At 63.7% G+C, this 20,981-nt stretch carries 14 protein-coding genes; 7 read left to right on the top strand and 7 right to left on the bottom strand.

The features are described from left to right. Positions 1 to 11 precede the first annotated feature (11 nt). From hutU to BSY16_RS07845, 6 genes are all read left to right on the top strand, one after another. On the top strand, positions 12 to 1,688 hold the full coding sequence (gene hutU, locus BSY16_RS07815; protein WP_069059131.1) for a urocanate hydratase: 1,677 nt from the start codon (positions 12 to 14) through the stop codon (positions 1,686 to 1,688). After that, the gene (locus BSY16_RS07820) at positions 1,688 to 2,266 is read left to right on the top strand and encodes a HutD/Ves family protein (protein ID WP_069059132.1); all 579 of its coding nucleotides are present in this window, start codon (positions 1,688 to 1,690) and stop codon (positions 2,264 to 2,266) included. The genes hutU and BSY16_RS07820 overlap by 1 nt, the downstream gene beginning before the upstream one ends. Positions 2,267 to 2,348: 82 nt before the next feature. Continuing rightward, the gene (locus BSY16_RS07825; RefSeq protein ID WP_069059133.1) at positions 2,349 to 3,335 is read left to right on the top strand and encodes an aldo/keto reductase; all 987 of its coding nucleotides are present in this window, start codon (positions 2,349 to 2,351) and stop codon (positions 3,333 to 3,335) included. Between the two features lie 122 nt (positions 3,336 to 3,457). Then, positions 3,458 to 4,234, top strand: a complete 777-nt coding sequence (locus BSY16_RS07830) for an ABC transporter substrate-binding protein (protein WP_069059134.1) — start codon at positions 3,458 to 3,460, stop codon at positions 4,232 to 4,234. Positions 4,235 to 4,627: 393 nt separating this feature from the next. Continuing rightward, the gene (locus BSY16_RS07840; protein WP_069061437.1) at positions 4,628 to 5,584 is read left to right on the top strand and encodes a LysR family transcriptional regulator; all 957 of its coding nucleotides are present in this window, start codon (positions 4,628 to 4,630) and stop codon (positions 5,582 to 5,584) included. 75 nt (positions 5,585 to 5,659) lie between these two features. Then, positions 5,660 to 6,784 carry an NAD(P)/FAD-dependent oxidoreductase gene (locus BSY16_RS07845; protein ID WP_069059136.1) on the top strand — a complete coding sequence of 375 codons (1,125 nt, stop codon included), beginning with the start codon at positions 5,660 to 5,662 and terminating at the stop codon, positions 6,782 to 6,784. 36 nt (positions 6,785 to 6,820) lie between these two features. On the opposite strand, the gene secD is transcribed toward BSY16_RS07845, so the two are convergent. The 4 genes from secD to BSY16_RS07865 all read right to left on the bottom strand — a co-directional run bounded on the left by secD (position 6,821) and on the right by BSY16_RS07865 (position 14,755). After that, the gene (gene secD / locus BSY16_RS07850) at positions 6,821 to 9,346 is read right to left on the bottom strand and encodes a protein translocase subunit SecD (protein WP_069059137.1); all 2,526 of its coding nucleotides are present in this window, start codon (positions 9,344 to 9,346) and stop codon (positions 6,821 to 6,823) included. Between the two features lie 104 nt (positions 9,347 to 9,450). Next, positions 9,451 to 9,870, bottom strand: coding sequence for a hypothetical protein (locus tag BSY16_RS07855; protein WP_150129899.1), 420 nt, complete (start codon positions 9,868 to 9,870; stop codon positions 9,451 to 9,453). A 140-nt stretch (positions 9,871 to 10,010) separates the two neighbouring features. Beyond that, positions 10,011 to 13,481 carry an ATP-binding protein gene (locus tag BSY16_RS07860; protein WP_069059139.1) on the bottom strand — a complete coding sequence of 1,157 codons (3,471 nt, stop codon included), beginning with the start codon at positions 13,479 to 13,481 and terminating at the stop codon, positions 10,011 to 10,013. Positions 13,482 to 13,486: 5 nt separating this feature from the next. Further along, a complete protein-coding gene (locus tag BSY16_RS07865; RefSeq protein WP_069059140.1) occupies positions 13,487 to 14,755 on the bottom strand; it encodes a metallophosphoesterase family protein in 1,269 nt (422 codons plus the stop codon). 229 nt (positions 14,756 to 14,984) lie between these two features. Between BSY16_RS07865 and BSY16_RS07870 the strand changes: the two genes are divergently transcribed. Next, positions 14,985 to 15,479 carry a MarR family winged helix-turn-helix transcriptional regulator gene (locus tag BSY16_RS07870; RefSeq protein ID WP_069059141.1) on the top strand — a complete coding sequence of 165 codons (495 nt, stop codon included), beginning with the start codon at positions 14,985 to 14,987 and terminating at the stop codon, positions 15,477 to 15,479. Positions 15,480 to 15,599: 120 nt separating this feature from the next. Here the strand turns inward: BSY16_RS07870 and BSY16_RS07875 are convergent, their stop codons facing one another. The 3 genes from BSY16_RS07875 to lon form a co-directional block, all read right to left on the bottom strand. Next, positions 15,600 to 17,795 carry an esterase-like activity of phytase family protein gene (locus BSY16_RS07875; RefSeq protein ID WP_069059142.1) on the bottom strand — a complete coding sequence of 732 codons (2,196 nt, stop codon included), beginning with the start codon at positions 17,793 to 17,795 and terminating at the stop codon, positions 15,600 to 15,602. Positions 17,796 to 18,066: 271 nt separating this feature from the next. Then, a complete protein-coding gene (gene hupB, locus BSY16_RS07880) occupies positions 18,067 to 18,342 on the bottom strand; it encodes a DNA-binding protein HupB (protein WP_069059143.1) in 276 nt (91 codons plus the stop codon). A 205-nt stretch (positions 18,343 to 18,547) separates the two neighbouring features. Then, positions 18,548 to 20,971 (bottom strand): endopeptidase La, encoded by a 2,424-nt coding sequence (lon, locus tag BSY16_RS07885; RefSeq protein ID WP_069059144.1) that lies wholly within the window; start codon positions 20,969 to 20,971, stop codon positions 18,548 to 18,550. Positions 20,972 to 20,981: the final 10 nt, after the last annotated feature.

A 20,981-nucleotide genomic window follows, 5' to 3' on the forward strand; every position in this document is an offset into this window, starting at 1 on the left:
AGAACCAGCCAATGACCACCAATCCCCGCCACAACATCCGCGAAGTACGCGCTGCCCGCGGCACCGAGCTCACCGCCAAGAGCTGGATGACGGAAGCGCCGCTGCGCATGCTGATGAACAATCTCGACCCTGACGTCGCGGAAAACCCGCACGAACTGGTCGTCTACGGCGGCATCGGCCGTGCGGCGCGCACCTGGGCCGATTTCGACAAGATCGTCGCGTCGCTGCGCGATCTCGAAGAAAACGAGACGCTGATCGTGCAATCCGGCAAGCCGGTCGGCATTTTCCGCACGCACAAGGATGCGCCGCGCGTGCTGATCGCCAACTCCAACCTCGTGCCGCACTGGGCGACGTGGGACCACTTCAACGAGCTGGATAAGAAGGGCCTTGCCATGTACGGCCAGATGACGGCCGGTTCGTGGATCTATATCGGCAGCCAGGGCATCGTTCAGGGCACCTACGAGACCTTCGTGGAAGCCGGCCGCCAGCACTATAATGGCGACCTCAAGGGCAAGTGGGTTCTGACCGGCGGCCTCGGCGGCATGGGCGGCGCCCAGCCGCTCGCCGCCGTCATGGCCGGCGCGTCGTGCCTTGCCGTCGAGTGCAACCCCGACTCGATCGATTTCCGCCTGCGCACCCGCTATATCGACGAAAAGGCCGAAACGCTCGACGAGGCGCTCGCGATGATCGACCGCTGGACGAAGGCCGGTGAGGCCAAGTCCGTCGGCCTGCTCGGCAACGCCGCCGAAATCCTGCCGGAAATGGTCCGCCGCGGCATCCGCCCGGACATGGTCACCGACCAGACCTCGGCCCACGACCCGATCAACGGCTACCTGCCGAAGGGCTGGACGATGGGAGAGTGGAAGGAAAAGCGCGAAAGCGACCCGAAGGCCGTCGAAAAGGCCGCCCGCGCCTCGATGCGCGAGCATGTCGAAGCCATGATCGCCTTCCAGGACATGGGCATCCCGACCTTCGACTACGGCAACAACATCCGTCAGGTCGCCAAGGAAGAAGGCCTCGAAAACGCCTTCGCCTTCCCGGGCTTCGTGCCGGCCTATATCCGCCCGCTTTTCTGCCGCGGCATCGGCCCGTTCCGCTGGGCTGCGCTTTCGGGTGATCCGGAGGACATCCGCAAGACCGACGCAAAGGTCAAGGAACTGCTGCCGGACAACAAGCACCTGCACAACTGGCTCGACATGGCCGCCGAGCGCATCGCCTTCCAGGGCCTGCCGGCGCGCATTTGCTGGGTCGGCCTCGGGGATCGTCATCGGCTCGGCCTCGCCTTCAACGAGATGGTCAAGAACGGCGAACTGAGCGCGCCCATCGTCATCGGCCGCGACCACCTCGACTCGGGCTCCGTCGCTTCGCCGAACCGCGAGACGGAATCGATGAAGGACGGCTCGGACGCCGTGTCCGACTGGCCGCTGCTGAACGCGCTGCTCAACACCGCCTCGGGCGCGACCTGGGTATCGCTCCACCACGGCGGCGGCGTCGGCATGGGCTTCTCGCAGCATTCGGGCGTCGTCATCTGCGCCGACGGCACGGATGAAGCGGCCGAGCGCCTTAGCCGCGTGCTGTGGAACGATCCGGCGACGGGCGTCATGCGCCACGCGGATGCCGGCTACGACATCGCGCTTGATTGCGCCAAGGAAAAAGGCCTGCGCCTGCCCGGCATCCTCGGTAACTGATGGCCCGCCTCCTTCGCAACAGCGACCATCGCCGCATGCCGTGGAAGAACGGCGGCGGCGAGACGGTCGAGGTGATCGTCACTCCGGAAGGCGCCAGCCTTTCGGATTTCGGCTGGCGCGTCAGCATGGCGACGGTGGCGAGCGATGGACCGTTCTCGGTCTTCCCCGGCATCGACCGCACGCTGGCGGTGCTGTCGGGCGAAGGCATGGCGCTCTCCATCGAAGGGCTTGGCGACAAGCTGCTGACGCCGGTCTGCGCGCCCCTCGCCTTTCCGGCCGATGCACCGACGACCGCCCGGCTGACGGGCGGACCGATCACTGATCTCAACGTGATGACGCGGCGGGTTGCTTTCCGGCATTCGCTCACGCACCACATCGCGGAAGGGTCCAAGGCGCTTCGCGATTTCGCTGGCGAACGGCTCCTGCTGGCACTGTCGCCGCTCGGCGTTTCCACAGCCGAAGGCCTCGTCGGCCTCCAGCCGCTCGATGCGCTCGTGCTCGACGGCTCGGAGAAGGCCGAGGTTTTGTCTGTCGGCGAAAGTGCGGCCTTCTATCTGGTAGAAATCACTCCCGCCTGAGCCATTGGCGGAAGCGATTTCCTTGTCCGCGCGTGAGCGGAGTGCTACCTCCCGGCACATCAATTTGCCGGGAGACATTTTCATGAGACATCGCAAATTCGGCCGCACAGGTTTCACCACCACGGATATCGGCTTCGGCGCCTGGCAGATCGGCGGCGCCTGGGGCGACGTCACCGAGGCGGATGGCCGCGCCGCGCTCAATGCCGCACTCGATGCCGGCATGACCTTCATCGACACCGCCGACGTTTATGGCGACGGCCGTTCGGAAAAGATCATCGCCGATGTTCTCAAGGATCGTGGCGGCCAGCGGCCGATGGTGGCGACGAAGGCCGGCCGCCGGCTCTCGCCGCATGTAGCCGATGGCTACAACAAGGAAAATCTCGAAGGCTTCATCGACCGCAGCCTGAAGAACCTCGGCGTCGAACGCCTCGACCTCGTGCAACTGCATTGCCCGCCGGTGGAGGTTTACTACCGTCCTGAGGTCTTCCATGCGCTGGAAGAGATCAAGGCCGCCGGCAAGATCGCCAATTACGGCGTCAGCGTGGAAAAGGTCGAGGAAGCGCTGAAGGCCATCGAGTACCCGGGCGTCGTCAGCGTGCAGATCATCTACAACATTTTTCGCCAGCGCCCGGCGCAGCTGTTCTTCAAGGAGGCCGCCCGTCGGCATGTCGCGGTCATCGCGCGCGTGCCACTGGCAAGCGGCCTACTTTCCGGCAAGATCAACCGCGATACCGCCTTCGCAGCCGATGACCACCGCAACTTCAATCGCCACGGCGAATCCTTCGACGTCGGCGAGACCTTTGCCGGCGTGCCCTTCGAGACCGGCTTGCAGGCCGTGGAAGAAATCCGCGCGCTCGTGCCGACAGGCGCCACCATGGCGGCCTTCGCGCTGCGCTGGATCCTGATGGCGGACGCCGTCAGTGTCGTCATTCCGGGCGCGCGCAATGCCGAACAGGCGAAAGCCAATGCGATCGCCGCCAGCCTTCCGGCCATTCCGGATGCCGTGATGGAAGCGACCCGCGAGGTCTATTACCGCCTCGTCGCGCCGCATGTGCACGACCGCTGGTAAGACAATCCGGGAAAGGCGAGTGCATAAATCGAAATGATAGCCAACATCATGGCTATCTATTTCGTTTATGCACTCGCCCGCGATACCGTTTCCTCGGTCATAATCAGAACAGGGGAACGACCATGAAAAGAATGCTTGCCGCACTGGCTCTCGCAGGCTCTTGCCTCCTTTCCACGGCGGCTTCAGCCGAAACGCTGAAGATCGGCACGGAGGGCGCCTATCCGCCCTTCAACTTCCAGGATTCCGCCGGCAAACTCGGAGGCTTCGACGTCGAGATCGGCCTGGCGCTCTGCGAGAAGATGAAGGCCGAGTGCGAAGTGGTCGCGCAGGATTGGGACGGCATCATTCCCGGCCTCGTCGCCAAGAAATACGACATGATCATTGCCTCGATGTTCATCACCGAGGAGCGCAAGAAGCAGGTCAACTTCACCGACCCCTACTATCTCGCCGCCATGACGCATGCCGCACCGAAGGGTGCCGGCATTACTGACTTCACCAAGGAAGGCATGAAGGGCAAGACGATCGGCGCGCAGGCCGGCACGACGCAGGCTGACTATGCCGCGGCGGTCTATCCAGATTCGGACATCAAGCTCTATCCGACACAGGACGAAGTCAACCTCGACATGGTCAACGGCCGCCTCGACCTGCAGGTGGGCGACATGATCCCGCTGCTCGACTGGGTCACCAAGAACGATGACGGCAAAACGTGCTGCGAACTGATCGGCGAGCCCATCACAGACACGAAATTCGTCGGCGAAGGCGTCGGCATCGCCGTGCGCCAGGAAGACAACGACCTGCGCGAAAAGCTGAACGCCGCGCTGAAGGCCATTCGCGAAGACGGCACCTACAAGAAGATCAACGACAAGTACTTCTCCATCGACATCTACACGATGAAGTAAGGTCTCGGGAGGCGGCTCTGGCCGCCTCCGCTTCTCCTGGTCTCACGGCTCGGGCTGCGTATCGTCCCCACCTTTCGGCAGGCGATCGGGCCACCGGAAAGCCATGTCTGCGTCACCCGGGCAGACGAGAAACGGATACGGGTCGAACGCGCGTCTCGGCCGAAATTCCATGCGCGCTTCCACGCCGGCTGCCAACAGCTCATCGACATATGCCCCCGCGAGCCCGCTGGTGCTAAACCGTTCCCACATAACGTATTTCCCCTTCGTTCGGGGAGCCCAATGCATGGGCTGCAAGTTTGGTTCCTGGAAAAATGCGACCCGCGGATCACATTAATGACGCGCTCTTTTCCGGCGCCTCTTGCCTTTCACCGCGCCGCCGTCCTAGCTACACGCATGCCGATCAACCGCCTGGAACGCTTCGCCCACAATCTCGACTGGAACCTCCTGCGCACCTTCGTGGTCGTGGTGGAAGAAGGCTCGATCACGCGGGCGGCGAACCGGCTGCTGCTACAACAGCCAGCTGTCAGCATGGCGCTGAAGCGGCTGGAGCAGTCGGTCGACCATCGGCTGATCGATCGCAGCCCCGGCCGCTTCGAACTGACGGAGGCCGGTGAGCGGCTGCACGCCCTCTGCCATGATATTTTCTCGGCGATCGTGCGTCTCCCAGAGGCAATGGAGCCCTCCGGCGGGGATATTGCCGGGCACATCACGCTCCATTCTGTCAGCCATGCCCTCAACCCCGCCTGGGACCGGGCGATCGCGGATTTCTTCCGGCTGCATCCGCGCGTCACCGTGGGCGTCACCGTCGAGACGACGACGGACGTCATCCGCTCGGTGGAGCGGGGTGTCGCGACGCTCGGCCTTTCGGACGGCATCATTCCGGAGGGGCTGGACAGGGTGCCTTTCTGCTACGAACGCTACGCGCTCTATTGCGGCCGCGGGCACCGGCTGTTCGGCGTGCTGGATGCCCGGCCGCAGGACCTGCGTGGGGAGCCCTATGTGAGCTTCCTCGCCGATGTTCTCGGTGGGCCACATATGGGGCCCGTGACGGCCGTGCGCGCCGTCGGCTCCTTCGGCCAGCAGGTGCGGGCGCTGGCCTTCAATGTGGAGGAGGTGCTGCGGCTGGTCGTGGCCAATGCAGGCATCGGCATGCTGCCGATACATCTCACAGGCGCGGCCTTGGCGGCCGGCGAACTCTGGCAGTTGCCGCCCTATGAGGACCTGCCCATCGCCGAAACCTTCCGCATCACCAATCCCGGCTCGGCGCTCAATCCGGCAGAACGCGCTTTCCTCGCACACATGGCCGACGTGCCGGCATGGCGCTGGGGCGAGCCACATCAATCCGGCTGATATCGGCCTTCATCCCTATAAATTTGAAGAATGCTGAAAGCTTTCGTACGGCTTTACCATCATAGGGAGGCGGCCATGCAGACGTTCGACATCGCAATCATCGGCGGCGGCATTGCAGGGATTTCGCTCGCATACTTCCTCAGCCCACACCGTTCCGTCGTCGTGCTGGAGCAGGAACCGGCACTCGGCTATCACAGCACCGGCCGCTCTGCCGCGGAATTCACGCTGCGTGACAACGCGCCTCTGGTGAATGCGCTTGCCCGCGCCAGCCATGCCTTCCTGGCCACGCCGCCGGAGGGCTTTGCCAGCGTACCTCTTCTTATCCCTCGCGGCAGTATCCTCTTCGGCACCCATGGCAAGGAGACGCTGGTGCACGAGCGCTTCGAACAGGCCAAGGCGCTCGGCGTTGCCGTGGAATGGCTCGACGAGGCCGCATTGCTGGCCCGCGCGCCCATTTTGAGCCCCGCCTACACTGCCGCGGCCTATTTCGATCCCGACTATTGGGACATCGAGGTCGACGCCCTGCTGCAGGCCTATGCCCGCCATGCGCGACGTCACGGCGCACACATTCTGGAAAGCCGCCAGCTTGCCGGCGCCCGGCGCGTCGGCGAGAAATGGCTGATCGAGACGAACGAGGAGACGATCGCCGCCGGCGTTCTGGTCAATGCGGCGGGCGGCTGGGCGGACACGGTCGCAACCCTTGCCGGCGTCGCCCCCGTGGGAATCGTCCCGCACCGTCGCACCGCGATCACTGTCGACCTGCCGGAGGGTGTCGAAGCCGGCCGCCTGCCGGAAATCAACGAGATCGAGGAAATCTTCTATTTCAAGCCGGAAGGCGGCCGCCTGCTCGCCTCGCCAGCCGATGCGACGCCGTGCGAGCCGGCGGACGTGCAGCCGGAAGAACTCGATATCGCCTATGCCGCCCATTACGTCGAAGAGGCAACGACGCTCAACGTGCGCCGCGTCTTCAAGAGCTGGGCCGGCATGCGCAGCTTTTCCGCCGATCGCCTGCCGGTCATCGGCCCCGCGCAGGACCAGCCGAGTTTCTTCTGGCTCGCCGGCCAGGGCGGCTACGGCATTCTCACGTCGCCAGCACTTGGCAGCCTTGCCGCTGCCCTCCTCGCCGGCAGTCCCGTGCCGGAGCCACTCGCTCGCGAGGGCATCGGGGCTGCAACCTTCAGCCCCGCACGCTTCTCCTGAAACGAAACGGGCGCCTCAGGGGCGCCCGTTCTGTTTTCACGCTTCCGTTGCCGGCGCGCCCGGCGTGGCGACGGCGCGGTCCTTCCAGTAACGGTTCAGGAAGAGCAGGATCGGGCCGCCGATATAGATCGACGAGGTCGTCGCGACGATGACGCCGAACAGCATCGGCCAGGCGAACGGCTTGACCGTATCGCCGCCCCAGATCGCCATCGGCAGCAGCGAGACCGCCACGGCGACCGAGGTGAAGATGCATCGCATGACCACCTGGTTGATCGACAGGTCGATGAGATCGGAGAACGGCATCGACTTGTACTTGCGCATGTTCTCGCGCATGCGGTCGTACACCACCACCTTGTCGTTGACCGAATAGCCGATCAGCGTCAGCACGGCGGCGATGGCCGTCAGGTTGAAGTCGATCTGCATCAACGAGAAGAAGCCGATCATCTTGGTGATGTCCAGGATCAGCGTCGCAATGGCGCCCACGGCGAAGTGCCATTCGAAGCGCCACCAGATGTAGATCAGGATCGCCAGCATGCCAAGGCCGACGGCCAGGAAGCCGGAGCGGGCAAGCTCCGTGCTGACCGTCGGGCCGACAACTTCCGTGCGCTCGAAGCTCGCATCCGGGATCACTTCGGCAACGCCGTCGCGGATCTTCTGGAGGGCCGCGGTCTGCACCTCTTCACCGCCCGGCTGGCGCTGGACGCGCACGAGCACGGACGTGCCCTGGCCGAATTCCTGCAGCGCCACTTCGCCGAGGTTCAGTCCTTCCATCTTTTCGCGCAGCGGTGCGAGGTTGATCGGCGTCTTGGACGTCGCCTCGACCTGGATGCCGCCGACGAAGTCGATGCCGTAGTTGAGGCCCGGCGTGAAGAACAGGATGATCGAGCTTATCGAAATGAAGGCCGACATGGCGATTGCGATATAGCGACCGCGCATGAAGGAGAAGGTCGGGATGCTCCAGACCTGGCCGAACATCGAATGGATGTCGATCTTCTTCATCTTGCGGCGGAGCACCACCTCGCGCATCAGGAAGCGCACGAAGGTGATCGAGGTGAACATCGAGATCGCCAGACCGATGATCATGGTGATGGCGAAGCCGCGAACCGGGCCCGAGCCGAACATGAAGAGCAGGATCATGCCGACCATGGTCGTCATGTTGCCGTCGACGATCGTCGCATAGGCCTTGTTGAAGCCGACATCGAGCGCCTTGATGGCCCCCGCCCCCGCCGCCGTCTCTTCACGGATACGCGCGTTGATGAGGATGTTGGCGTCGACCGCCATGCCGATGCCGAGAATGATACCGGCGATACCGGGAAGGGTAAGCGTGGAGCCCAGGATGCCGAGCAGGCCGATCGTCAGGATCGTGTGCAGCACGAGGCCGAGATTGGCGATGAGACCCCAGGAGCCGTACAGCACCTGCATCAGCACCACGACGGCGGCGAGGCCGGCGAGACCGGTATAGAGGCCCATGCGGATCGAGTCCGAACCGAGGTTCGGGCCGACGGTGCGTTCTTCGATGATGGTAAGCGGTGCCGGCAGCGCACCGGAGCGCAGCAGCGCCGAAAGAACGGTCGCTTCCTGCGGGTTGAAGTTGCCGGAAATCTGGCCCTGGCCGCCGATGATCGGCTCGCGGATGACCGGTGCCGTCAGCACTTTGCCGTCGAGAACGATGGCGAAGGGCTTGCCGACATTGGCCTGGGTGATTTCAGCGAACTGCCGTGCGCCGGTGGAATCGAAGCTGAACGAAACGATCGCCTCGTTCGTGCGCTGATCGAAGCCGGCCTTGGCATCGGCCAAACGGTCGCCGGAGATCGCGACGCGCTCTTCGACGGCGTATTTGCCGGGGTCGTTGGCGCCGGGCAGGATCATCACGCCGCGCGGGGCGACGCTGTTCGGGTCCACCGTCTGGTCGACCATGTGGAAGCTCATCTGCGCGGTCGAACCGAGCAGCTGGCGCAGGCGCGTCGGATCCTGAAGACCCGGCAGCTGCACGAGGATGCGATCGCCGCCGACGCGCTGGATAAGCGGTTCGGCCACGCCGACCTGGTCGACGCGGCGGCGGATGATTTCAAGGCTCTGCTCGACGGCAGCCGACATGCGTTCGTTGACGCCGGCTTCCGTCAGCGTGACGTTGATCACGAGACCGCTGGTGGCGACGTCGATATCCGAGGAGCCGCCGCTGAAGCCGAGCGTGGTGGTCGGTGTCGCGAGCTTGCGCACCTCCGGCAGAACCTTGTCGAGTGCGGCCTGGTCGGGGAGCGTGACCGTCAGCGTCGTACCGGCAAGGCGCGCCGCCGAGGCGCGTTGGCCGGCCGTGCGCAGGATGGCGCGCGTGTCGTTGAGCAGCGAATCCATGCGCGCCTTGCGCAGTGCTGCGGAATCTACCTCGAGCACGAGGTGCGAACCACCCTTCAGGTCGAGACCGAGGGTGACCGGGTTGGCGGGCAGGTAGCGCCCGTATTTCGCCTGCTGCTCAGGCGTAAGCACGTTGGGCACCGCCGCAAACATCCCGAAAAGGATGATGATGGCGGAGACAAACAATGCCCATTTGGAGGTTTTCATGGGATGTTCCACTTAACTGCCGGAAAGGCGCGACAGGTTTGCCAGCGCCGTCCGTGGGATCGGAATTTCTGTTCGATGGCGCGGCGCCGAAGCGCCACAAGGCCTCAGGCAACAAGAGCCGGAGGCGCGCGGCTGCGGAAGGATGCCGGGCCGGACAGCACCGGCGCCACATCATCGGCAGCAGAAAAAGCCTCGGCCAAGGCGGTTTCAAAGGGGTAAAGCAGCGCGCCGGCGCCTGCAACAAGCGCCTTGCCGCCGGAATCACCTTCCGGCAGGCCGGCCTTCGCCTTGGCGGTTCGCCGCTCGGCATGGCCGCTTGCCGGGAACCATAGATCGTCGGCTGTAGACAGCGGTGACGGCGCAACGCCGCCTTCGGCGGCCGCACGGTCCGGGTGGCCGGCCGGGCGCGTCGTGTCCGGCAGGGAGAATTGCGAAAGGAACAGGGTAACGAGCAGCACAAGGAAGCCGACGGGTGCAAAACCCCGCTCCCACATGCTCGCCTCTTTCCCGGTCCTCATCGTCATGCCTGTCCGTTTTGCGAAGGCGGAGCGCCACGCGAAGCAGTCTTCGCGGCGGTGCAGATGGTGCGCCAAGAACCACTTACCGCCCGGCGAGTCAAGTTCCGGGCGGCAATGCCCGCCTAGGGAGCCAAACGTTTCAGCCCTCACAATTCATGCAGCGTGACGTCCGGGCAAGCTTCCAGCGCCAGATCGCGCAGGTGCTGGTGGTGCGTCAGGTAGATCACCTGCCCGCCCTTCGCCATCTCGCCCATCACGCGCAGCGCATTCAGCGCGCGGCGATCGTCGAAAGTCTCCATGATGTCGTCGGCAATGAAGGGCGCGATCTCGCGGCTCGCGGCAATCTCATGATAGCCGGCGACGCGCAGCGCCAGATAGAGCTGGAAGCGCGTGCCCTTGGAAAGGTCCTTGGCGAGCTTCGAGCCACCGGAGGCGGCATTGACGACGAGATACTCGCCGTCCTTTTCCAGCATCGTCGAAAGCCCGGCATATTCGCCACCGGTAATATCGCGGAACGTTTTTGAGGCCCGCTCCATCATGGCGCTGCGGTGGCGCTCGCGGTAGAGCCGCAACGCCTGCTCCGCGGCCAGGATGCCGGCGCGCGTCGCCAGATACCGTCGCGACTTTTCCGCAAGCTCGATCAGCGCCGTGCGCCGCCGCTCCTCCAGCACCGCCGCCTCATCGCTGCCGGCGACCCGCGACAGGGCCTCCTGTGCCCGCGCCCGCGCCAGATGCTGCTCCTCGACCGCGCGGTCGAGGCCTTCGAGCTGCGTCGAAAGATCCGCCCTCTCCGCCGCCAGCTGGTCGTCGTCAACCGCCGAAAGCAGCGCCTCGGCCTCCTCGACCGTTTCGGTGCGCATCTGCTGCACCAGATCGCGCGCCGCATCCTCGATGCGCCCGCGAACATCATCGCGCTTGCGATAGGCTTCAAGCAGGAGATCGGCGTCCGCGAGGCTGTCGCAACCGAGGAAGGTGAAGATTTCCGCAAGCCGTGACGTCAGGACGGCGCGGCGCTCGTCCAGCCCCCTCTCCTCCTCTTCAAGCCGCACCAATGTCTTATCGATCGCCTCCCGCCGTTCGCGGACGATCTTGGCGGCGGCAAGCCGCAGGGCAAGGCCGGCAACGGTGGACAGCGGGTCGTCCGCTTGGAACGGCTCGGAAAGCCGTTCGGCAAGACGACGTGCATGACTGCCGTATTCCTGCTGGTCACGGCGCATTCCGGCGATGCGATGGTCGAAGTCTCGCCGCCGCTCGACATTCTGGGCAAGCGTCTGCAAGGTCGGAAGAAGCGAGGGGAGGCGCTCCGGCTCGGCGGGTGCCTTCTCGGTTGCAAGCCAGCTGCCGGCAATCGCGTCGTTCCAGGCCTCCTGCCACGTTGCGAGCGCCGAGGCAGCCTCCTCTGCCGCCTTCCGGCGCATGTCCACATCCGCCTGCGCACGTGCCAGATGCTCGGCAGCAGCAAGCCGCTGCGTACGCGCCGCTTTCAAAGCCTCCAGACGATCCTCGGCGACGAACAATGTTTCGTCGAGCGTCGCATCCCCGTCGGGCTTGCTGTCAAGGAGCGCGTGGAGCCGGGCGAACAAGGTGCCTGCCTCCGTCTCGACCAGATCGGCTTCGATCTTCTGCTGCGCAACGCCGCCGAGCTTCTCCAGCGTCATCGACCGCCGCTCAAGCCAGCCGCTCATCTCCGCAAGTGACGTTTCTTCAGGCAACCCCATGGAACTGGCGAGCGATGACACCTCTGCATCGATTTCCGCCCTGACCTGCTCCAGCCGCGCGACGTCGGCACCCAGTGCATGAACGCGCGCGATGCCCTCTACCAGGCTGCGTTCAAGGATACGCATCTCCGAAAGGCGATCGGCATTGCGAAGGAGGACATCTCTGGCATGGTCATCCCGACGCATGCTCTCCTCGAAAATCTCCGCCGTCCCTCGATCAAGCTGTGCCAGATGCGACTGCCATTTCAACTCACGCTCCGAGCGCAGTTGCCCAGCGGCATCCTGCCCAACCACACCGGTCTCCTGTTGAAGAGCCGTCAGCATGGTTTTGCTGGACGTGGCATCAAGCTCAAGTGCCGCGGCCTGTTCCTTCTGCCGATGCAAGGCCTCGGCGGCCGCGTCATACCGCTTGCGCAGAGTTTCCAGTTCCGCCGCTGCCGGGACTGACAGGCCTTCCAGCGTCGCCGCCGTACCGGACCAGGGCGCAAGCCGCGCCATCGCGCCGTCCGCCTCCTGCCGTGCAAGAGCGACGAGGCGGCGGGCTTCGCGCATGCGTGCCAGGAGATCGCCGGAACGGGCGGCGCGCAAGACCGCGCCGAGAGTGGATAGAAGCGCCTCTTCCTTGTCCGCATCCTCGTCCAAAGCCGAACCGGCCTTGCTGCCGGTTGTAGCCAGCACCTTCTCCGCCTCGGCATGCTCCCGACGTGCGGCTTCGGAGCGTTCGGCAAGGGCCGTTCGCCGCGACAGGAGGGCCGCGAGCTTTTCGCCGAGACCGGGCGGCAGCAGGGTTTCCGCGGGATCGGCATCGGGCGAAAGGCCGAGCGCGACGATGCCCGCGCCGATCGTCGCGACGACGCGGTCGCGCTCCGCCTCGCGGGAGGACAGGTCCATCGCCGCCGTCCGGAAGCGGGCTTCGAGAGCGGAGCCGGTAAGGGCTGCAATGTCCGCCTCGGCGGCGAGGACTGCGTCGTCTTCGGAAAGCGCCGCACGCTCCCCGACATGGCGTTCACGCTCGGCTTCGACGCGCGCGGCTCGTGCCGCGATTTCGGCCTCCTCGCGCGCCAGTTCGCCAGTGAGAGACCGCCAGGTCGCTGGCGGGGAATCGCCCAGATCGAAGGCCCCGAGTTCCGCCCGCAGGGCGCGCAAGCGACGGAGATAGGGCAGCGCGGAGAGGCTGCGCTCCACCTGCGCGAGGGCAGTGCGCATGCCGGAACGGGCGGCGGTCACCTCCTCATGTCGATGGGCGGCGGCGTCGCGTTCGCGCACCAGAATGCCGTAGTCCCGGGCCGCCACGTCCAAGACCTTGCGCTCCGCTGCCAGCGCCTCGATCTCGGCCTTCAGCGTCGAGAGCCCGTGTTTACGCCCGGAGGGGCGATAGAATTCGTCCGCTTCCAATTTCAGCGCGGCAAGCCCCGTAGCCATGTCCGAAAGGCCGGAGCTGGCGGAAAACAGCATCGAGCCGAGTTCGCCCTCACTCTTCAGGATGTCCTCTCCGCCCTTTTCGATGCTCTCGTCATCCAGCGAGAACATGGTGCGGTAGGCGTTGCGGTCCATGCCGCCGAGCACGGAGGCGAAAAGCGTATCCGGTAACGGCCGGTCATCGACGGATACGAGCGAGGCCTGGTTGCGTTTGAGGCGATAGGCGTCGTGGCGCTCACCGCCGATGGAAAGCCGGCCGCCGACGCGCATCAGCGAGTAGGGGTGCAGAAAGCCGTAGGCACTCGATTTCTCGATACCAAAGAGCAGGTCGAGATAGGCGGAGAACAGGGTGGATTTGCCGGCCTCGTTGGGGCCGTGCACGAGGTGGAAATCCGGTTTTCCCAGCCGCACCGGGCCGAAATCGAGACTGCGATCGGTGAATTTTCCATAGCGGACGAGGTCGAGGCGATCGAGGCGCATGGCGTCTACGTCCTCTCGCCGTCGCCGCCAAGGCGGGCAAGCACGGCATCGGAACCCTGAAGGGCGAGTTCAGAGAGCAACGCTTCCTCCGCCATTTCATCAGCTGCCAGCAGGCTGCGCGCCTCCTTTGGCAGTTGACGCAGAAGGTCGGTCACGGTCTCGCGCAGTTCCTCGCGAAATGCGTGGCTCCGCACCACATCCTCATGCATCAGGCGCGAAAGTTCGGTGACCGGCCCTGCATCGACATTGCTCGCTACCAGCGGCAGGGACACGGCAAGTTCCACCGCCTCCATCCAGCATTCGCCAAGCGAGGCGGCGAGGTTTTGCAACTCGCCCAGCAACAGATCCTCATCGCGGCGTAGGCGCCAGGCGAGCGGCGTGGCGCCGGTCAGGAGTAGGCGTGCCACCAGATGCGCGCTGGCAGCCGCTTCCCTCGCCCGCGCCAGAACGGTCTCGGCACGGTCGAGCATGCCGCGCCAGTCGTCGATACCGGCAAGATCCAACGTCAATCGCTCGAACACGGCGACGGCAACACCGCGCTCCTCGCAGGTGATCGTGCCGTCTTCCGCGATGGTCGCAAGCGTTATGCCCTTCGGTCCACCCTCATTGATGTCACGGCCCTGCGGATTGCCGGGCATGACGATCCACGGCTTTTCCAGGTGCACGCGGCGCTGGTGGATATGGCCGAGCGCCCAGTAGTCGAACCCGTGGGCGGAGAGGTCGGCGATGCTCGTGGGCGCATAGGGATCGTGGCTGCTCGCGCCCGCAAGGCTGGTGTGCATGAGGCCGATGTTGACGGCATCCGCCACCGGCCCGCGATAGGTCGGCAGCAGCGAGGTGGGCGCATGTGGCTGGGCGAAGCTGACGCCGTGGATGTGAATCTCCCGGCCGTTGTCGAGTGCGCCCGCTCTCACCGGTTTGCCGCGACCGTCGAAGACGTGCACGTTCGGTGGAAAGGTCAGTTCGCGGGTGATCTGCGACTGTGCATCGTGGTTGCCGCGAATGAGGTAGACGCGAATGCCGGCCGCCTCCAGCCGGCGCATCTGGCCCATCAGGAAGAGCGCCGTCGCCATCGAGGTCTGCGAGCCATCATAAAGGTCGCCGGCGATGATGACGGCGTCGACCTCCTCCGAAATGGCGAGATCAACGATGCGCTCCAGCGCCTTGCGCGTCGCGCCGCGCACGAGATCGCCGAGTTCGGCGTTGCGCAAAGCGAGCGAGGTGAGCGGCGAATCAAGGTGCAGGTCTGCGGTGTGGATGAAGCGGAAAGGCATGGCCGGACAATCACCTCAGCCCTCCCGCCGGTCAATGCTTGCAGTAATGTCCGCCGGGTTATGCAGGAAAGAAATCGATCCCCCCTGAAAAGGCCGGAGAAGAAACAGGAAAAAAGCCCGTTGCCTGACCGTTCGCATTTACACGCATCGTTCAATATCTATGATCAAATTATCTGAAAACCTTCACAATCATTTGACATGGTCCCTCATAATACCTATATTTCCCCTCATGAGTAGCACGATAGAAATCTCCCAGGGCATGTTTAAACTCTACCATCAAGTCAGCCGCCTGGTGAACGAGTGCATGATGGACGAAGGTGTATCGCTCGCCCGCAGCAAGTTCCTGCTTCTTCTGGAATGTCAGGGCCCGCAGCGGTCGACGGATATTGCCTGCGCACTTGGTTTCGCCCCCCGCACGGTGACGGAAGCGATCGATGGTCTCGAGCGTGACAAGTTGGTCAAGCGCGAGCCGGATCCGAAAGACCGTCGCGCCAAGATCGTTTCGATTACGGATACCGGCCGGACGGTGATCTCCGCCGCCCAGCAGCCTCAGCACAAAATGATCGAGGCGATCTTCAACGTCCTCACCGAGGAACAGAAGCAGCAGCTCAAGGGCATTATCGGCTGTCTCAGCGAGAAGACAGACGCGCTGCAGCGGGAAAGAGACAAGACCGAAGGTGGTGCCGACGCGGCGCCCGTTCGCCCTTTGCAAGCCGTCGGCTAAGCCCGCCGACACCATGAATGACAAAAGGCCGGGATCGCGAGATCCCGGCCTTTTCAGTTTGGCAATGTGCCAGATGCAGTGTCTCCCCCAAGAGGAAGAGACGCCGCGCTCCGGTGTTCATTACATCGCGTTCATCGGGCCGATACCGAAGAACAGCGTCTCACCGGACGAGTCGTCGACGCCGTCATTGTCGGTCACGACAAAGCCGTTGCCGGCAGCGTCGATGGTGAAGCCTTCGACCTTGTCGACGACGAAGCCGTTGGTGGCGCCCTTCAGGTCGGGAATGAGGTCGCGGACCTCTTCTTTCTTGACGACCGGCAGGTCACCGCCGAGCTTGGCCGGCTTCAGGTCGGCAAGCGCCACGCGGTAGAGCTTCTTCAGCTTGGCAGCCTGACCGATCAGGTTGTCACGCTCGATGATGTAGGCGTAGTCACCGCTCGCCGTGATTTCGGAAAGGCCGACCCAGCCGGCTTCGGTCTTTTCGAGCGGATAGCGCACGGCGCCCCACTCTTCCGACGACGGCTTGTAGGAAACGAGCTTCACGAAGCCCTTCTCGTCATCACCCCATTCGCGCTGCATGGCCATCCAGAGAACCTGGTCATCGCCTTCGCCAACGCTGGTGATGCCTTCGAAGCCAAAGCGCTTCTCGCCGGCGCGCAGCTCGGAGGGAATGGCGATTTCCTTCTCGATCTCGCCCTTCTTGTTCACGTGGATGATGGCGTGGCTGTACAGCTTGTCAGCATCGCCTTCATTGGCGAGCCAGAAACCGCCTTCGCCGTCCGGCGTCAGGCCTTCGCTGTCGAGCTTCTGCGCGGCAGCACCATTGCGCGTGATGCGCAGGGCATCGACGATCTTCGCCGGCTTGGCGGTTGCATCGATCGTGAAGACCGTCGGCTGCGAAGCGTAGAAGGAATCGTTGACGGCATAAAGCATGCCCGGCTTGTCCTTGACCGGAGCGAGGCCGGACAGTGCGCCAAAACCGATCAGTTCGCCGTCCTTCTCGGTGGAGACGATCTGCGGATAGGCGGCTTCCCCTTCCGCGCGCTCATAGATCATGACGTGCGAACGGGCGCCGCCGTCTTCGACGAGGTCGGTTTCGTTGGCGGTCACGAAGAGGTTGCGGCTCGGAATGGCGACGGCGCCTTCCGGACCGACACCCGACGGCAGGAGCTGGAGAAGCTCAGGCTCGGCACCGGTGTCCTTGTAGACGCCAACGATGGAGGCGCGCTCGGCGAGCACGAAGAACAGGTTGTCGTCACCGAACTTGGCTGCTTCCAAGCCTTCCGGTTCGACGCCCTTCTTGTTGCGCTTGTCCGGGTAGTGACCGATCTTAGCGATCTCGCGCTCGAAGCCGGCACCGTTCTCGTAGACAACCTTGCCGGTCTTGTCGAAGATCGTGAAGCCGCGTGCGCCGCCCTTCCAGTCGCCTTCGTTGGCAACAACGAAGCGGTTGTCGTCCAGCCACTTCACGGCGTCGGGCTCGCGGGCGACATCCTTCATCTCGCCGGTGAACTTCAGCGCGCCGTCCTTCTTGGTGTCGATGCCTTCGAGGCTGACGGTGCCAGCCGAGAAGTGGCTTTTCACGTCACCCGTCTTGCCATCGATGATGACGATGTAGTTGTTTTCCTGCAGCGTCAGCGCAATCTCGTCCAGGCCGTTGAAGGCGACGAATTCGGGCTCCGGGTCGTCGCCGGCGACGTCGGCAAGGCCGGTCAGCGTGACGTGCTTGATCGAACCGCAATCGACGATTCCGTCCTTGAGCGACAGGATCACCAGATCGCCGGCCGGCATCTGCGGAATGGCGCCATCATTGACCTCTTCGTCGCGCTCGTTTTCGATGGCGATCGCGGCGATCGTCTTGTCCTTGTTGAGGGCAATCGAGTCCGGCTGGCCGCCAAGGTCGCAGGTCGTGTCGATGGCCTTCGAGGCCATATCGACCTGAGCGAGGACGCCGGACGGCTTGACGAAGCTTTCGCGGGTGTTGATCGCGACGAGCGCCTTGCCGCCGGCAATCGTTACCGAGGTGGGCTCGCCTTCGAAGGCGACGGTGCCGCCAGCCTTCGGGGCCTTCGCATCGGTAATGTCGATGAAGCCGATCGCCTTGTTCGGGCTGTCGGAATAGACAAGCGTGTTGCCATCCTCGGACGCAGCAATAATTTCGGAGGAGGTCGGTGTTGCCTTGTCCTTGCCTTCCGGCAGGTTGTCGGCAACGGCAAAGGATGCAATGCGATTGAATACAGGCTCGGCGCTGGCGGCAGGGGCCACCGATGCGGCGAGGACCGCTGCCAGGGCAGCAGTGAGCGAACGGGTTTTCATGAAAGCCTCCGGGTCAAAAGGAACCCGGCGGTTCTGAGGCTTTCGTGTTACAGGCCGATGACAATTCGACTACAGCCGCGGACCATTCCCCGCAAATAAAAGGGGGCCCGGATGAACCGGACCCCGACCCTGAAATTCAGGATTGGCGGCGGAGTGGGTAACCGCCCTCCCCCATAGCGTCGCGCATGACACGCAAGGACCCTGCAGGCTTTTGAAAGCCGAATGCGCCCTTGAGCCGAACCGGCCAAAGGACGGATGCAGCAGCAGCGGATCAGCTGTTAACGGCGTCCTTCAGACCCTTGCCGGCCGAGAACTTCGGCACGTTGCGGGCCGGGATCTCGATCTCGGCGCCGGTCGAAAGGTTGCGGCCCTTCGAAGCTTCACGGCGCGACACGGAGAAATTGCCGAAACCGACGAGACGAACGTCGCCGCCGCTCTTGAGTTCGCCCTGGATCGTCTCGAAAATGGCGTCTACAGCAGATGCTGCGTCCGTCTTCGACAGGCCCGACTTCTCAGCGACCGAGGATACGAGTTCATTCTTGTTCATGTTTCCACCCCTTTCTTACGGTTTGAAACGACTCATACAAGTCGGGGGCAGAATACGCATCGGCCTTCGCCTCGCAAGAAAATTTCGTCGCAATCCCCTGAGAATCCGGGGTTTACACACGTTTTTCAACGAAAAAGACCGGCACGAAGGCCGGTCTTTTCCAGTTTCACTCCAAAACGCCGGATTGCTTAGCCGGCATTAAGGCTCAATGCGCGATCGCGCCGTTGGCATCTTCGGTCGATTCGACCGCCGGAACCTTGGCCGCTTCGGCAGTTCCGTCCCATTCGATCGGCTCGGGCCGACGCACGAGCGCATGCTTGATGACCTCGCCCATGCGCGAGACCGGGACGATCTCCATGCTGTTCTTCACGTTGTCCGGAATGTCCGCCAGATCCTTGGCGTTCTCTTCCGGGATCAGCACCTTCTTGATGCCACCGCGAAGCGCTGCAAGCAGCTTTTCCTTCAGGCCGCCGATCGGCAGGACCCGGCCGCGCAGCGTCACTTCACCGGTCATCGCCACATCCTTCGAGACCGGGATACCGGTCATGATGGAGACGATGGCGGTTGCCATGGCGATACCAGCCGATGGGCCGTCCTTCGGCGTCGCACCTTCGGGAAGGTGGACGTGGATGTCGGTCTTGTCGAAGCGCGGCGGCTCGATGCCGAAATCGACGGCGCGCGAGCGGACATACGAGGCCGCCGCCGAAATCGATTCCTTCATCACGTCCTTCAGGTTGCCGGTCACCGTCATACGGCCCTTGCCACCCGGCAGGCTGACGCCTTCGATGGTCAGCAGCACGCCGCCGACTTCCGTCCAGGCAAGACCGGTGACGACACCGACCTGATCCTCGCCCTCGGCTTCGCCGTGGCGATAGCGCGGGACGCCGAGGAAGTCGTGGATGTTCTCCGCCGTGACTTCAACATTCTTCGACTTGCCCTTGATGATCTCGGTCACCGCCTTGCGGGCGAGCTTCATCAGTTCACGCTCGAGGTTACGCACGCCCGCCTCGCGGGTGTACTGCTGGACGACCGCCATCAACGCGCCGTCGGTGACCGAAAATTCCTTCGGCTGCAGCGCGTGGTCGCGGATCGCCTTCGGCAGCAGGTGCCGCTTGGCGATTTCCAGCTTTTCCTCTTCCGTGTAGCCGGCAATGCGGATCACTTCCATGCGGTCCATCAGGGGTGCAGGAATGTTCAGCGTGTTTGCCGTCGTCACGAACATGACGTTGGACAGGTCGTATTCGACTTCCAGGTAGTGATCCATGAAGGTCGAGTTCTGTTCCGGATCGAGCACCTCGAGCAAAGCAGACGACGGGTCACCACGGAAATCCATGCCCATCTTGTCGATCTCGTCGAGCAGGAAGAGCGGGTTGGACTTCTTCGCCTTCTTCATCGACTGGATGACCTTGCCGGGCATCGAGCCGATATAGGTGCGGCGGTGACCGCGGATCTCGGCCTCGTCACGCACGCCGCCAAGCGCCATGCGGATGTATTCGCGGCCGGTCGCCTTGGCGATCGACTTGGCGAGCGAGGTCTTGCCGACGCCCGGAGGGCCGACGAGGCACAGGATCGGCCCCTTGATCTTGGTCGAGCGGGCCTGCACGGCGAGATATTCGACGATGCGCTCCTTGACCTTGTCGAGGCCGAAATGATCCTCGTCGAGGATCTTCTCCGCGGCGTTGAGGTCGGTCTTGATCTTCGACTTCTTGCCCCACGGAATGCCGGTCAGCCAGTCGAGATAGTTGCGCACGACGGTGGCTTCCGCCGACATCGGGCTCATCTGGCGCAGCTTCTTCATCTCGGCATCCGCCTTTTCGCGGGCCTCCTTGGAGAGCTTGGCCTTGACGATCTTCTCTTCCAGTTCGGCCATCTCGTCGCGGCCGTCTTCGCCGTCGCCGAGTTCCTTCTGGATCGCCTTCATCTGTTCGTTCAGGTAGTACTCGCGCTGGGTCTTCTCCATCTGGCGCTTGACGCGCGAGCGGATGCGCTTTTCGACCTGCAGAACCGAGATTTCGCCTTCCATGAAGCCGAGCGCCTTTTCAAGCCGAAGCTTGACGCTCGTCGTCTCGAGCATTTCCTGCTTCTCGACGATCTTGATGGAGAGGTGCGAGGCGACCGTGTCGGCGAGCTTCGAGTAATCCTCGATCTGGCTCGCGGCACCGACGACTTCCGGCGAAATCTTCTTGTTGAGCTTCACATAGTTCTCGAACTCGGAGACGACGGAGCGCGACAGCGCCTCGATCTCGACCGGGTCCTCTTCAGGCTCGGCCAGCACATGGGCCAGCGCCTCGTAGAACTCTTCGCGTTCGGTGTAGCCGTCGATCTCGGCACGCGCGCGGCCTTCGACCAGCACCTTGACGGTACCGTCGGGCAGCTTCAGGAGCTGGAGAACGTTGGCGACGGTGCCGATGCGGTAGATGGCGTCGGTTTCCGGGTCGTCGTCGGAAGCGTTGATCTGGGTCGCAAGCATGATCTGCTTGTCGGTGCCCATGACTTCCTCGAGCGCGCGGATCGACTTCTCGCGGCCGACGAACAGCGGAACGATCATGTGCGGGAACACCACGATGTCGCGCAGGGGCAGGACCGGGAAGGCCGTGGAATCGTGCGGCGCAGACGTCTTTTTCGTCATGTCATTTCCT

Origin of the sequence: Sinorhizobium sp. RAC02, from assembly GCF_001713395.1 — a bacterium.
Classification (GTDB): Bacteria; Pseudomonadota; Alphaproteobacteria; order Rhizobiales; family Rhizobiaceae; genus Shinella.

Excerpts from the sequence above, each read along its gene's own strand:
- hutU (WP_069059131.1), top strand. The coding sequence starts at position 12 with ATGACCACCAATCCCCGCCACAACATCCGCGAAGTACGCGCTGCCCGC.
- BSY16_RS07820 (WP_069059132.1), top strand. The coding sequence starts at position 1,688 with ATGGCCCGCCTCCTTCGCAACAGCGACCATCGCCGCATGCCGTGGAAG.
- BSY16_RS07825 (WP_069059133.1), top strand. The coding sequence starts at position 2,349 with ATGAGACATCGCAAATTCGGCCGCACAGGTTTCACCACCACGGATATC.
- BSY16_RS07830 (WP_069059134.1), top strand. The coding sequence starts at position 3,458 with ATGAAAAGAATGCTTGCCGCACTGGCTCTCGCAGGCTCTTGCCTCCTT.
- BSY16_RS07840 (WP_069061437.1), top strand. The coding sequence starts at position 4,628 with ATGCCGATCAACCGCCTGGAACGCTTCGCCCACAATCTCGACTGGAAC.
- BSY16_RS07845 (WP_069059136.1), top strand. The coding sequence starts at position 5,660 with ATGCAGACGTTCGACATCGCAATCATCGGCGGCGGCATTGCAGGGATT.
- secD (WP_069059137.1), bottom strand. The coding sequence starts at position 9,346 with ATGAAAACCTCCAAATGGGCATTGTTTGTCTCCGCCATCATCATCCTT.
- BSY16_RS07855 (WP_150129899.1), bottom strand. The coding sequence starts at position 9,870 with ATGACGATGAGGACCGGGAAAGAGGCGAGCATGTGGGAGCGGGGTTTT.
- BSY16_RS07860 (WP_069059139.1), bottom strand. The coding sequence starts at position 13,481 with ATGCGCCTCGATCGCCTCGACCTCGTCCGCTATGGAAAATTCACCGAT.
- BSY16_RS07865 (WP_069059140.1), bottom strand. The coding sequence starts at position 14,755 with ATGCCTTTCCGCTTCATCCACACCGCAGACCTGCACCTTGATTCGCCG.
- BSY16_RS07870 (WP_069059141.1), top strand. The coding sequence starts at position 14,985 with ATGAGTAGCACGATAGAAATCTCCCAGGGCATGTTTAAACTCTACCAT.
- BSY16_RS07875 (WP_069059142.1), bottom strand. The coding sequence starts at position 17,795 with ATGAAAACCCGTTCGCTCACTGCTGCCCTGGCAGCGGTCCTCGCCGCA.
- hupB (WP_069059143.1), bottom strand. The coding sequence starts at position 18,342 with ATGAACAAGAATGAACTCGTATCCTCGGTCGCTGAGAAGTCGGGCCTG.
- lon (WP_069059144.1), bottom strand. The coding sequence starts at position 20,971 with ATGACGAAAAAGACGTCTGCGCCGCACGATTCCACGGCCTTCCCGGTC.